We start from the raw sequence: 13,110 nt of genomic DNA, 5'->3' as shown, positions 1-13,110 counted from the left end.
GCCCTGTCCCGGTACCGGATCGGTTGCCGGGCCGGATCGACCTGTCGGGCGGGGCGGCTCGGCGTGGTGCGGTCGGCTCGACGTGTCGCAGGGCCGGGCTCCGCTTCGGGCGGGGTCAGGCCCTGCGGTAGACCGGCGGTCGCTTCTCGGCGAAGGCTCGGGCGCCTTCCTTCGCGTCGGCCGTGTCGAAGACGGGCCAGCCCCGGGTGAGTTCGGCGGCCAGGCCCTCCGTCTCGGTGAGCTCCGCGCTCTCGTACACGGATGCCTTGACGGCCTCGACGGCGAGCGGCCCGCAGGCATTGACCAGCGCGGCGATCTCCAACGCCTTCTCCAGCGCCGTGCCGTCGGGCACCACCTGCCCGACGAGGCCGATCCTGGCCGCCTCCTCGGCCCCGTACGGCCGCCCGGTCAGCAGCATTTCCAGGGCGTGCGTGCGCGGGATCTGTCGGGGCAGCCGCACCGTCGACCCGCCGATCGGGAACAGCCCGCGCTTGACCTCGAAGAGCCCGAAGGTGGCACCCGCCGCGGCCACCCGGATGTCGGTGCCCTGGAGGATCTCGGTCCCGCCCGCGACGCAGTAGCCCTCGACGGCGGCGATGACCGGCTTGCGGGGGCGGTGGTGGCGCAGCATCGCCTTCCAGTGCAGATCGGGGTCGGCCTTCAGCCGGTCCCGGTACTGGTCGCCCGCCATCCCCTTGCCCGCGAGGGCCTTGAGGTCCATGCCCGCGCAGAAGTCGCCGCCCGCCCCGGTCAGGACCACCGACCGGATCGTGTCGTCCGCGTCCGCTTCGAGCCAGCCGTCGTACAGCCCGACCAGCAGCGGCAGCGAGAGCGCGTTCTTCGCCTCGGGCCTGTTCATGGTGAGCACCAGCGTGGCGCCGTGCCGTTCCACGGTCAGGTGTTCTGTCCCACCCATTGCCGTCCTCCCTCTCAAGACCTAGAACAGGTTGCAGGAGGGGCGGGTGCAGTTCAATAGTTTTCTGACACCCAGTCAGATTTCTTGGGTGCCGCCCTTCCCAGTTGGCAGGCACGGCGCTCTAATGGCCGCCGTGCCGCCCAGCGCGGCTCTGTCATGCGGATTTTTCCGGGGTCAGGAGGAACGGTGGAGTACAACCTTGCCGACCTGTTCGAGTCGGTCGTCGACGTGGTTCCCGACCGCGAGGCCCTTGTGTACCTGGACCACCCGGGCACGGGCGCGGAGCGCCGCCTCACGTACGGCGAGTTGGACGCGGCGGCGAACCGGATCGCGCACCATCTGCTGGACAGCGGTCTGAGGCCCGGCGAGCACCTGGGCCTTCACCTCTACAACGGCGTCGAGTACCTGCAGACCGTCCTCGCCGCGCTCAAGGCGCGGCTCGTACCGGTCAACGTCAACTACCGCTACGTGGAGGAGGAGCTGGTCTACCTCTACCGCGACGCGGACCTCGCGGCGCTGGTCTTCGACGCCGAGTTCACCGAGCGGGTCGCGGGCGCCCTGCCGCAGACGGAGAAGCTGCGCCACCTCGTCCGGGTGGGGACGGCTCCCGACGGCGCCCCGCACCTGGACGCCGTGCCGTACGCCGAGGCGGAGGCGGCCGGTTCCAGCGGCCGCGGCTTCGGCCCGCGGTCGCCCGACGACCTCTTCATCATCTACACGGGCGGCACCACCGGGATGCCCAAGGGCGTGATGTGGCGCCAGGAGGACCTGTTCTTCGCCGGACTGTTCGGCGGTGAACCCTCGGGTCAGCCGGTCAAGCGGCCCGAGGAACTGGCCGAGCGAGTGGCGGGGAACAGTCCCGGCCTCACCTTCTTCCCCGCTCCCCCGCTGATGCACGGCACGTCGACGCTGACCTCGTTCGTGGCCTTCAACTACGGCCAGCGGGTGGCCATCCACCGCAAGTACACGCCCGAGGACGTGATCCGCACGATCGCGAAGGAGAAGGTCTCCAGCATCTCCCTGGTCGGCGACGCGATGCTCCGGCCGCTCATCGACGCACTGCGCGGGCCGTTGCAGGGCGCCGACCTGTCCTCCCTGTTCAGCCTCTCCTCCTCCGGGGCGATCATGTCGGAGACGGTGCGCGCCGAATTCCAGGAACTGGCGCCGCACGTCATGCTGTTGAACAACTTCGGGTCGTCCGAGTCCGGTTCGAACGGCCGCGCGACCAACGACTCGGGGCCGGAGAAGGGGTTCCGGCTGGAGGTCAACGACCGTACGCAGGTGGTGGATCCGGTGACGCACGAGCCGGTGGCGGTGGGCGAACCGGGGCGGCTCGCCCAGCGCGGGTACGTGCCGCTCGGCTACTACAACGACCCCGTCAAATCGGCGGAGACCTTCTTCCAGAAGGGCACGGAGCGCTGGGTGCTGCTCGGCGACATGGCCACCGTCGACGAGGACGGCATCGTCACGATCCTCGGGCGCGGCTCGCAGTGCATCAACACCGGCGGCGAGAAGGTCTATCCGGAGGAGGTCGAGCAGGCCCTCAAGTCCCATCCGGACGTGTACGACGCCCTGGTGGCCGGGGTCGCGGACGCGAAGTGGGGCAACCACGTGGCCGCGGTGGTCCAGGTCCGCGCGGGCGCGGCCGACCCGACACTGGAGGAGATCCAGAGCCACTGCCGCACCAAACTCGCCGGCTACAAGATCCCGCGCCAGCTGGTCATCGCGCCGAGCATCCAGCGCTCGCCGAGCGGCAAGGCGGACTACCGGTGGGCGAAGGCGGTGGCGTCCGAGGCGGAGGGGCGGGCACAGGCGTAGCGGACCGCCAGGTCCAGGTGGACTCCCGTATCGCAGGCGGTCGGGCGATCCGGCGATCCGTCCGTCAGCTGAGCCGGCGGAGCGCCTCCCGGGGATACGGGGTCCGCCTGCTCTCGAAGCGGAACGCGCGGTAGTAGTCCGTCATCACCGCGGCGACCGGGGCGTGGCGGGTGAGGATCGCCGCGACCTGCGACGGGATCCCCGTCGGAGGTTCGCCCCGGGCGCAGGCACGCACGAACGCGACGCGCTCGTCCCGCTCGTACCCGTACAGGGCGGTGACGAGCCACTGCACGAGGTGGGTGACGGTGTAGAAACGGTCATAGGTCCGGTGTTCGGCGAAGAAGGCGGACTCCTCCTCCGACAGGTCGAACCGGGAGGAGATCGCGAGGCCGTAGTCCGTGAAGAACAGACGCTCGCCGTCGGTGAGGACGTTCTGGAAGTGGCCGTCGAGATGCAGGAGCCCGCGGGCGTTCATGAATGAGGTTCCGGCCTCAAGTCCCTCGGCCACCATGGCGCATGCCCGCTCGGCGGTCTCCTCGTCGGCCTTGACCTGAACGTCCAGCCAGTCGTGCAGGGTCTGCGGGATGTACTCCAGGAACAACGCGACACTCGCCGAGGAGTCCCGCAGCGCCTCGATCCGGTGGCGCACCTGCGCTCCGCCTCCCCAGTAGGCGACGGTCCGCTCCACATCTTCCAGTTCCGCCGGCAGCACCTGCCCGGGGTGCGGCAGCACCCGCCAGTGGTACATCAGCGGAAAGCCCTCGTGGTCCTGTGCGAGCACCCAGTTCGTCGTCATGGTGTGCACGGCCAACTCCCGCCAGGCCCCCCATCCGGGGCTTCCGGGAACCCCGAGGCCGGGATGGCAGAAGGTGGGCAGCCCGAAGAGGTTCGCCGTGGAACGGACGTTCTCCGGTCGCCTCTCCAGATCGGTCAGCGGCAGCCGCTTGACGAAGACAGGGGTTCCGCCGACCTCCAGCAACGCCGAGGTCCCGCCGATGCCGGAACCCATCGGTGCGGCCGTATCGACGAGGTCGCGCAGTTCGCGATCGCCGTAGAGCGCCAGCGATGTGGAGACGGCGCCGTACGCCGCCAACCGCGCACCGCGCGATGCGTCGAAGCCCTCGACGGCCACCCCCACCAGCGCACCAGCCTCTCCGAAATGCCTAGCCGCGCAGTCATGGTGGCAGGTCGACCCGGAGTTCCGCGGCCAGGGCGCGGCTCCAGTGCGCGAGTTCCTGGCGGTCGATGCCCTGGCCCAGCGAGGCGGCCTGTTCGTCGGTCAGGCGCAGCGGTCCGGGGTCCTCCAGCAGCCGGGACACCTCGGCCAGCAGCCCGACCAGGCGCCGGGCGCCGGAGGCTCCGAGCCGCACCGATACGGCGGGGTCGACGTCGGACATCGCCACCGCCTCCCTTCAGGGGGCTGCCTCCTGCGGCTCCTCCACGTCCTTCGACGGTACGCCGCCGGGCGTACGGCCGCTCGGGAGGCGGCCCGACGGCCGCCGTCCCGGCTCAGACCCTCGCCCCCGCCGCCCCCGCCAGGAAGCGTTCCACCCGCGCCGCGAACCACGGCGCGTCGTCCATCCACGGGAAGTGCCCGGCGCCCGGCTGGACGTCCCGGACCCCGTGGGGCAAGAGCGCCGCGATGCGCGCCGCCGGTTCGGGGCGCGGGTTGCCGTCGAACTCCCCCGCCAGGACCAGGACGTCGGCCGTGACCTCCTGGAGGGCGGCCCGGGTGGCGGGCGGGTCGAATGCTTCGGGGGCGGCGTAGGCGTGGGCCGCCGCCTCGTTCTGCTGGTCGGTGTTGGCGGCCGCGTGGGCGCGGGCCCGCTCGTTCCAGCGCCCGTAGAAGAGGGGCACCGCGAGCTCCCATTCGGCGTCGCCGCCACCGCCGTCGAGGATGGTCCGGTAGGCCGCGATGGCCGCGTCGTAGGGCTCCCGACCGGCCCGCAAGCGCGCCGCCTCCAGCCGCAGCTCCGGGGTGACCGGTACGCCCAGGGCCCACGCGGTGGGGGTGACCAGGACCAGGGCGCGCAGCCGCTCCGGGTGGGCGGCGGCGTAGAGCTGCGCGAGGTTGCCGCCGGCCGAGTGCGCCAGTACGTCCATGCGTTCCAGGCCGAGGTGCACCCGGAGCGCCTCGACGTCGGCGACCTGGTGGTCCACTCGGTACGTCGCCCCGGCGGCCGGCACCTCGGAGTCCCCGGTGCCGCGCAGGTCCAGCAGGACCAGGCGGCGGTTGGCCGCGAGCCCGCCGAGGTCGCCCAGGTAGACGGAGGCCCGCATGGCCCCGCCGGGAAGGCAGATCAGCGGTTCGCCCCAGCCCTGCGAGTGGTAGGCGAGCCGGGTCCCGTCGTAGGTGGTGAAGTGGCCGGTGCCGGAGGGGACCGCAGCGGCCTCGCCGTCGGGTGCCGCATCGAAGGCGGAAGGGGCGTGCGAGGAGGACATGGCCGACATTCAAACAGGCGATCACTCGTTCGAGTCATTGATTTCCGCCACGAGCTCCGGCAGGCTACCGAATGATCGGTCGGTTGGCTCACAACGGGGTGACGAGATGGCTGCTTCCTCCACTGCCGCTGCTGCGGCTAGTTCGGCTAGTTCCGCTTTCGCGGACCACAGCGAAGGGCTGACGCCGGACGCCCTGGCGGAGCTGCAGCTGTCCCGTCTGCGCGCGACCCTGCACCGGGCGTACGAGCACGTCCCCTTCTACCGGCAGGCCTTCGACAAGGCCGGACTGCACCCCGAGGATTGCCGTTCGCTCGCCGACCTGGCCCGGTTCCCCTTCACCACCAAGGCCGACCTGCGCGACAACTACCCCTTCGGGATGTTCGCCGTCCCCCGCTCCAAGGTGCGCAGGCTGCACGCCTCCAGCGGGACGACCGGGGCGCCGACCGTCGTCGGCTACACCGAGCGCGACCTCGACACCTGGGCCGAGGTCGTCGCCCGCTCGATCCGCGCGGCGGGCGGCCGCCCCGGCCACGTGGTGCACATCGCGTACGGCTACGGACTGTTCACCGGCGGCCTCGGCGCGCACTACGGCGCCGAGCGCCTGGGCTGTACGGTCGTGCCCGCGTCCGGCGGGATGACCGACCGCCAGGTCCGGCTGATCCAGGACTTCCGCCCCGAGGTCATCATGGTGACCCCGTCGTACATGCTGACCCTGCTCGACGAGATGGAGCGCCAGGGCCTCGACCCCCGGTCCACCTCCTTGCGGACCGGGATCTTCGGCGCGGAACCCTGGACCGAGGAGATGCGCCGGGAGATCGAGGAGCGCCTCGACATCGACGCCGTCGACATCTACGGGCTGTCGGAGGTGATCGGCCCCGGGGTCGCCCAGGAGTTCGCCGAGACCAAGGACGGGCTGCACATCTGGGAGGACCACTTCCTGCCGGAGGTGGTCGACCCCTTCACCGGCGAGGTGCTGCCGGACGGCGAGCCCGGGGAGCTGGTGTTCACCTCCCTCACGAAGGAGGCCATGCCGGTGATCCGCTACCGCACCCGGGACCTCACGCGCCTGCTGCCCGGCACCGCGCGACCCGCCTTCCGGCGGATGGAGAAGGTGACGGGCCGCAGCGACGACATGATCATCCTGCGCGGGGTCAACCTCTACCCCACGCAGATCGAGGAGGTCATCCTGCGCACGTCCGCGGCCGCGCTGGCCCCGCACTTCCAGCTCCGCCTGACCCGCGAGGGCCGGATGGACGCCCTGACCGTGCGCGTCGAGGCCCGCCCGGAGGCCACGACCGCCGAGCGCGAGGGGGCGGCGGCCGCGGTGACCCGGGCGGTCAAGGAGGGCATCGGGGTCTCCGTACGCGTCGAGGTGGTGGACCCCCACACCCTGGAGCGCTCGGTCGGCAAGCTCCAGCGCATCGTGGACCTCCGCGGCCGTGGTGACACGCCTTCGGGCGGCTGAAACCACCCCTTCGGGCGCATTTACGGGCCACATCCGGGAAGCGGTGGGCGCTCGCGGGTAGGGCATGGTGCGTGACCCCGTCCCTCCGGCAGCTCCACGACCGGCTCTTGGCGTCCTCCGCCGGGCTGGCCTGGAGCCGTGGCCGGGAGATGGAGCTGATGCACCGGGCGATGGGCTTCGCCGCCCTCGGGTTCCTCACCCTGGTGCCCCTGCTGATCGTCGTGGCGGCGGCCGCGCCGGGCAGCGGTGAGGGGTTCGGCCGCTGGCTCGCGCAGGCCCTCGGCGTGACCGCGGCCTCCCGGGCCCGGGTCGAGGTCCTCTTCGGGGCGGAGAACCAGGCACTGGAGCGCACCACCGCCTTCGGCCTCGCGGCCCTGGCGGTATTCGGCCTGACCTTCGGCTCGGCCGTGCAGACCGGCTACGAGAAGGTCTGGGACCTGCCGACCGCCCGCTGGCACACGATGTGGCGACACGTCGTCTGGCTGGCCCTGCTGGTGGTCTACATCGCCCTGCTCGTCCTCATCCCCGCCCCCTCCGACGACGCGATCGGGACGGTCCTGGGCACGGCGGGCGACCTGTCCGGCACCTGCGTCTTCTTCTGGGTCTCGCAACGGGTGCTGCTCGGCGGCCGGGTCCGCTGGCCGGCCCTGCTGCCCGGAGCGGTCGCCACCAGCCTGGGCCTCCTGGGGCTGCGGATCTTCTCCCAGCTGGTCTTCTCCCCCCTCATCGCTTCGAATGCCGTCACCTACGGCCCCTTCGGCACCCTGCTGGTCGTCCAGTCCTGGCTCGTCGGCGTCGGCTTCGTCGTCTACGGCGGTGCGCTCGTGGGGCGCCTGGTCCACGAGGACCGCACCCTGCGGCGCCTGCGCACGGACGCCGGCGCCCTGTCAAGTGACGAATAGCCGGGGCTACGGCCGCGGGGCCGCTGCGGGCACGGTGGGAATCACCCGTCGTGCGCCACCGCCCCGAAGGAAGCTCCCATGACTGACATCGCCATCATCGGAATCGGCTGCCGCTTCCCCTCCGCCCCGGACGTCCGTGCCTACTGGGAGCTGCTGCTGAGCGGCGAGCGGCAGTTCTCCACGGTCCCGAGGGAGCGGTGGAACCATGAGGTCTTCCACGCGCCCGATGACCCGTCGGCGCCCAACGCCGCGTACACCGACCAGGTCGCCTTCCTCGACGACGTGGACCGCTTCGACGCCCTGCACTTCGGGGTGCCCCCCGCACGCGCCCGGGCCATGGACCCGCAGCACCGGCTGATGCTCGGCGTCACCCGCGAGGCGCTCGACGACGCCGGGCTGGGCCGCGGCGACTTCGACCGGGAGAACACCGGGGTCTTCTTCGGCCTGTCGGTGTCCGACTACAAGGACCTCATGACGGCCCACATGCGCGTCATCACCCTGGCCGACGACACGCACGCGGCGGGCGGCAGCCGGGGCGCCGTCAAGGAGCAGGAAGGACGGCTCGGCACCGTCGAGTCCTTCACCCTGCCCGGAAGCCTGCTGAACATGGCGTCCGGCGCGGTCAGCCGGCACTTCGACCTCGGCGGCCCCAGCTTCGCCGTCGACGCGGCCTGTTCCGGCTCGTTGGTGGCGCTCGACCAGGCGATCGCCCACCTGCGCCGGGGCACCTGCTCGATCGCCCTCGTGGGCGGGGTGTACCTCAACCTCACGCCCGACAGCCTGGTCGGCTTCTCCCGGCTCCGCGCGCTCTCCGCCACCGGGGTGTGCCGTCCCTTCGACGAGCGGGCCGACGGCTTCGTCCTCGGCGAGGGAGCCGGTGTCGTCGTCCTCCGTCCGCTCGCCGACGCGCTCGCGGCGGGCGACCGGGTGTACGCGGTGATCAAGGGCATCGGCACCGCCAACGACGGGGCGTCCCCCGGCCCCCTGGTCCCGACCCCCGAAGGTCAGCTGCGCGCCATGCGCCGGGCCTACGACGACGCGGGCGTCGCGCCCTCCTCCGTGGGCTTCCTCGAAGCGCACGGCACCGGCACCGCCGCGGGCGACCGCGCCGAGGCCGAGGCACTGCGCCGACTGCGCACCGAGTTCCCCGACGACGACCCGGGGCTGTGCTACCTCGCTTCGGGCAAGGCCCTCATCGGGCACTCCCTGGCCGCGGCGGGCATCGCGGGGCTGATCAAGACGGCCCTGGTCGTCCACCACCGCACGATCGTGCCGCAGCCGGACACCGTCCCCCACCCGGACCTGGGCATATCCGCCGCCGGCCTGCGCTTCGCCGACACCGCCCGTCCCTTTCCGAGTACGGGCGCCCCGCGGCGGGCCGCCGTCAGCTCCTTCGGCTTCGGCGGTACGAACGTCCACGTGGTCCTGGAAGAACAGCGGCCCGCCCCGGCCCCCGGCCCCCGCCCCGAGCACGCCGACGACACCACTGGCACCACAGGCAGCGTGGACACCACAGGTACCGGCGGCCCGGACGGTGCCCGAGCCCCGGACCCCCAGCTCGTCCTCCTCTCCGCCGGCAACCCCGACCTGCTGGTCCAGCACATCGGCGACGTACTCGACGCACTCGACACGGCGGACCGTGCGCCGCTGGCGGCCGTGGCCCACACCCTCGCCGCCCGGAGGCCGCTGACCGCACGGCTGGCGATCGTGGCCACCGACAGCGACGCGTTCCTGCGGCGGCTGCGCGAGGCCCGGGAACAGCTCCTCGCCGGCGCCCGCGGCGACCTCGGCGACGGGGCCTTCGCCGCCGACGCGCCGCTCCCGGCCGCGCAGCGCCGCGTCGCCTTCCTCTACCCCGGTCAGGGCAGCCAGCGACCGGACATGATGCGCGACCTCCACGAGCGGTTCCCCGCCTTCCGGTCGGCGGTCGGCGTCCTCGGCGCCGTGGCCCGCCGGGACATCGGCGTCGACCTCGCCGAGCTGCTGTACGGCGGGACCACGACGGCCCACGGCGCCGCGGAGCGCATGCAGCGGCTCACCGCCACGGAGGTGTGCCAGCCGCTGCTCGGCAGCGTCCAGATCGCCGTCACGCGGGTCCTCGCCGACTGCGGCGTCACCCCCGACCTCACCCTCGGACACAGCGTCGGGGAGTTCGCCGCGGCCGCGGCGGCCGGAGTGCTCACCCCCGTGGACACCGTCCGGTTGCTGGTCCGCCGGGGCGCGGCCGTCCGGCGGGCCGAGAGCGGCTTCCAGGGCGGGATGCTCGCCGTGCAGAGCGACGAGGAGACCTGCCGCCGGCTCGTCGACGGCATCGAAGACGTGTGGCTCGCCTGCTTCAACCAACCCCGCCAGCTCGTGGTCAGCGGCACGGTCGAAGGGCTCGCGGCCCTGCGGCGGGCCTGTGCCGAGGCCGGGGTGGTCACGGCGTCGCTGGAGGTGTCCCACGCCTTCCACTCGCCGCGGCTGGAGTCGGCCGAGGAGAGCATCCGCGCGGACCTCGCCGGCCGCCGCATCAGCAGCCCCCTCCTGACCTTCGTGTCCTCCGTGAACGCACAGGTCTGCGCCGATCCCGACCTGCTGCGCCGACTGTGGAGCCGGCACGCGTCCGTACCGGTGCGCTTCAGCGAGGCCGTCCGCACGGCCTACGACCAGGGGGCCCGCGTCTTCCTCCAGGTGGCCGGCGGCAGCTCGCTGCTGACGTCCGTACGCCGCAACCTCGCCGGTCACGGCGACGTGCACGTCGTCCCCGTCGACGCGGAGGCCCCGGACGCCGGGCGCTCCTTCGTCCTGGCCCTCGCCCGGCTCGCGGTCCTGGGCGTCCCGGTCGACCCGCGCGCGCTGGTCCCCAAGGAGGAGCGCACGCTGCTGGACCTGCCGGTGGCACGGCTCGACACCCGGTCCTACTGGTTCACCGGCCGGGGGCCCGCGCGGCGGGACACCGCTGCCGCGCCCCCCGCCGCTTCGGCTCCCGCTCCTGCCCCGGCTCGCGCCGCCGCCCCGGCTCCCCCGGCGCTTCGCGCCCCCGTGGAACCGCCCGCCTTCCGTGCCCCGGCCCGGCGGGAGGTCATGGAGGCCGTGACCGCCCAGGTGGCCCGGATCAGCGCCTTCCCCGTGGGTCACCTGCGCGACGACCAGCTGCTGGTCGACGAGCTCGGCTTCGACTCGCTGATGCTCACCGACCTGTTCACCTCGCTCCAGCGGCAGTGGCCCGGGTGGAGCTTCGACGAAGCGGTGGCCGACCGGCCGACCATCGGCGGGATCGCCGCGCTGCTCGCGGGCCCTGCCGAGGATGCCGCACCGGCGGCCGTCCCGGCCGCCGCACCCGTCCCCGCACCCGTCCCGGTCCCCGTCCCCGAACAGCGCGCGGCACAGGACGACGGGCTCCCCGCGACACCGCCCGCACCCACACCCACAGAGCACACACGGATCGAGTGCTTCCCGGAGGTGACCGCCCATGGCGAGCGCCTCGCCCTACTCGCCCGGTCGGGTCTGTCCAACCCGTACTTCCTCGTCCACGAGGGCGGCATGACGGACACGACCGTCATCGACGGCCGGGAACTGGTCTCGTTCTCCAGCTACAACTACCTGGGTCTGGCCACGCACCCGCAGGTCCACGAAGCGGCCCGGGAGGCGATCGCCCGCTTCGGTACGTCGGTGTCCGCCAGCCGGCTGCTGTCCGGCAGTCGGCCGCTCCACCTGGAGCTCGAAGCGGAGCTCGCCGACCTGCTCGGATGCGAGGACTCGATCACCCTGGCCAACGGCCACGCCACCAACGTGACCGTGATCGGGCACCTCGTCGGCCCCGGTGACCTCGTCGTCCACGACGCCCTCGCCCACGACAGCATCCTTCAGGGCTGCACGCTCTCGGGCGCGACCCGGCGGCCGTTCCCCCACGACGACGCGGCCGCCCTGGACGCCCTCCTCGGGCAGGTGCGCCACCAGTACCGACGGGTGCTGGTCGTCGTCGAGGGCGTGTACAGCATGGACGGCGACATCGCCGACCTGCCCGCGCTCGTCGAGGTCAAGCGCAAGTACGGCGCCCTGCTGATGATCGACGAGGCGCACAGCATCGGGACGATCGGTGCGACGGGGCGCGGCATCGGCGAGCACTTCGACGTCGACCGCTCGGCCGTCGACCTCTGGTCGGGCACCCTGTCCAAGGCCCTGGCGAGCTGCGGCGGCTACGTCGCGGGGACCGGCCCGGTCATCGACTACCTGCGCTACACCGCTCCCGGCTTCGTCTACAGCGCCGGAATGACCCCGGCCGACACCGCGGCCTCGCTGACCGCGCTGCGGTTGCTGCGCCGCGAACCGCGGCGGGTGGCCCGGCTCGCGGCGAACGCCGCGCAGTTCGTCGGCCTCGCTCGCAAGGCCGGGATCAGCATCGGGGACAGCCATGACACCCCGATCGTTCCCTGCATCGTCGGGGACTCCCTCAAGACCCTGCGGTTGGCGCAGGCCCTCTTCGAACAGGGCATCAGCGTCAATCCCATCCTCCATCCGGCCGTCCCCGAGGACATGGCCCGGTTGCGCTTCTTCCTCACCCACGACCACACGCCCGAGCAGATCCGAGGCGCCGTGGCCGTGCTGGAGCAGCAGCTGGGGCTCCTGTCCCCGGCCCGGGCCGCGTGAGCCCGCCGTCATGGACACCACGAACATCACGGACGGCACGGACACCACGGACGGCACGGACACCGTCGTGACGGACGCCACCGCCTTCCGGTCGATCGCGCCGGGCCGCCCCCTCCTCTGGGGCGGCGCCGGCGTCGTCGTGGCCCGGCGCGAGGACCTGCGCCGGGCACCGCTCCTCTCACCGGCCGAACAGCGCGTGGCCGACGGCCTGGCCTCCGGGCGCCGGGCCGAATGGCTGGCCGGTCGGCTGCTCGCCAAGTGCCTGGTCGCCACGTTCCTCGCGGTCGCGGCGCACGACGTGGAGGTGCTCCCGCGCGGCGACGGCAGCCCCCGCGTCCTCGTCGGCGGCGGCCCCGCGCCCGCCCTGCACCTCTCCATCAGCCACACCGCCCGGCACGTCGCCGCGGCCCTGGCACCGGGGCCGGTCGGTGTGGACCTGTGCGATACGGCCTCGGCCGCGACGGTGCGCCGCGTCGCGGACCACGTCCTTTCGCCCCGGGACCGACGCGCCATCGCCGCGGACCGGCCCGGGGCCCGGCTCGGCGATCGGCCCGATGCCTGGGCCGGTGCCTGGGCGCTCAAGGAAGCCGCGGTCAAGGCGGACAGGAGCGGCATCTTCGGCGCCGCCGCGCGACGCGTCCCGATCCTGGGCCTGTGGCCGCCCCTGCTCGGCGGGGCACGCCGCGCCATGGTGTGGCAGACGGAAGGCACGGCCTTGGCCCTCGTGCTCGCCCCCCGCTCGTGACGCCGCCGCCCCATGACGGCACTGCGTTGGTGCTCCGTGCCCCGCCGGATCATGCTTGTCAGTGGAACCCTGGCCGTGGGGGGGGGGGGGGGGGGCCGGCCCCCCGCCCGGCCCCCGGGCCCCGCCCGGCGGGAGGGCGGGCCGGGGGCTGAACAAGACCCCACACCCCGACACGCCGCCGGGCAGCGGG

General features: G+C 73.0%; 9 protein-coding genes. 5 read left to right on the top strand and 4 right to left on the bottom strand.

Features of this window, described 5'->3' with window-relative positions:
• Positions 1-115: 115 nt before the first annotated feature.
• Positions 116-916, bottom strand: a complete 801-nt coding sequence (locus ACIBEA_RS34755; protein ID WP_399267181.1) for a crotonase/enoyl-CoA hydratase family protein — start codon at positions 914-916, stop codon at positions 116-118.
• Positions 917-1,102: 186 nt separating this feature from the next.
• On the opposite strand from ACIBEA_RS34755, the gene ACIBEA_RS34750 reads away from it, so the two are divergent.
• Entirely contained in the window at positions 1,103-2,734 is a 1,632-nt protein-coding gene (locus tag ACIBEA_RS34750) for an acyl-CoA synthetase (protein ID WP_399267180.1), read from the top strand.
• A 64-nt stretch (positions 2,735-2,798) separates the two neighbouring features.
• On the opposite strand, the gene ACIBEA_RS34745 is transcribed toward ACIBEA_RS34750, so the two are convergent.
• The 3 genes from ACIBEA_RS34745 to ACIBEA_RS34735 form a co-directional block, all read right to left on the bottom strand.
• Entirely contained in the window at positions 2,799-3,866 is a 1,068-nt protein-coding gene (locus ACIBEA_RS34745; RefSeq protein WP_399267179.1) for a protein kinase family protein, read from the bottom strand.
• A 43-nt stretch (positions 3,867-3,909) separates the two neighbouring features.
• Entirely contained in the window at positions 3,910-4,131 is a 222-nt protein-coding gene (locus tag ACIBEA_RS34740) for a hypothetical protein (protein ID WP_399267178.1), read from the bottom strand.
• Positions 4,132-4,243: 112 nt separating this feature from the next.
• Positions 4,244-5,176, bottom strand: coding sequence for an alpha/beta fold hydrolase (locus ACIBEA_RS34735; RefSeq protein ID WP_399267177.1), 933 nt, complete (start codon positions 5,174-5,176; stop codon positions 4,244-4,246).
• A 106-nt stretch (positions 5,177-5,282) separates the two neighbouring features.
• Between ACIBEA_RS34735 and paaK the strand changes: the two genes are divergently transcribed.
• The 4 genes from paaK (at position 5,283) to ACIBEA_RS34715 (ending at position 12,920) form a co-directional block, all read left to right on the top strand.
• Positions 5,283-6,641 carry a phenylacetate--CoA ligase PaaK gene (gene paaK, locus ACIBEA_RS34730; RefSeq protein WP_399267176.1) on the top strand — a complete coding sequence of 453 codons (1,359 nt, stop codon included), beginning with the start codon at positions 5,283-5,285 and terminating at the stop codon, positions 6,639-6,641.
• 71 nt (positions 6,642-6,712) lie between these two features.
• Positions 6,713-7,543 (top strand): YhjD/YihY/BrkB family envelope integrity protein, encoded by an 831-nt coding sequence (locus tag ACIBEA_RS34725; RefSeq protein ID WP_399267175.1) that lies wholly within the window; start codon positions 6,713-6,715, stop codon positions 7,541-7,543.
• Positions 7,544-7,621: 78 nt separating this feature from the next.
• On the top strand, positions 7,622-12,175 hold the full coding sequence (locus ACIBEA_RS34720; RefSeq protein WP_399267174.1) for a type I polyketide synthase: 4,554 nt from the start codon (positions 7,622-7,624) through the stop codon (positions 12,173-12,175).
• Positions 12,176-12,185: 10 nt separating this feature from the next.
• A complete protein-coding gene (locus tag ACIBEA_RS34715; protein ID WP_399267173.1) occupies positions 12,186-12,920 on the top strand; it encodes a 4'-phosphopantetheinyl transferase family protein in 735 nt (244 codons plus the stop codon).
• Positions 12,921-13,110 lie beyond the last annotated feature (190 nt).

The organism is Streptomyces sp. NPDC051555 (assembly GCF_044454405.1).
In the GTDB taxonomy this organism is placed as follows: Bacteria; Actinomycetota; Actinomycetes; order Streptomycetales; family Streptomycetaceae; genus Streptomyces.
This window is presented reverse-complemented; position numbering and strand designations above follow the sequence as displayed.

Excerpts from the sequence above, each read along its gene's own strand:
- paaK (WP_399267176.1), top strand. The coding sequence starts at position 5,283 with ATGGCTGCTTCCTCCACTGCCGCTGCTGCGGCTAGTTCGGCTAGTTCC.
- ACIBEA_RS34720 (WP_399267174.1), top strand. The coding sequence starts at position 7,622 with ATGACTGACATCGCCATCATCGGAATCGGCTGCCGCTTCCCCTCCGCC.
- ACIBEA_RS34735 (WP_399267177.1), bottom strand. The coding sequence starts at position 5,176 with ATGTCCTCCTCGCACGCCCCTTCCGCCTTCGATGCGGCACCCGACGGC.
- ACIBEA_RS34740 (WP_399267178.1), bottom strand. The coding sequence starts at position 4,131 with ATGTCCGACGTCGACCCCGCCGTATCGGTGCGGCTCGGAGCCTCCGGC.
- ACIBEA_RS34755 (WP_399267181.1), bottom strand. The coding sequence starts at position 916 with ATGGGTGGGACAGAACACCTGACCGTGGAACGGCACGGCGCCACGCTG.
- ACIBEA_RS34715 (WP_399267173.1), top strand. The coding sequence starts at position 12,186 with ATGGACACCACGAACATCACGGACGGCACGGACACCACGGACGGCACG.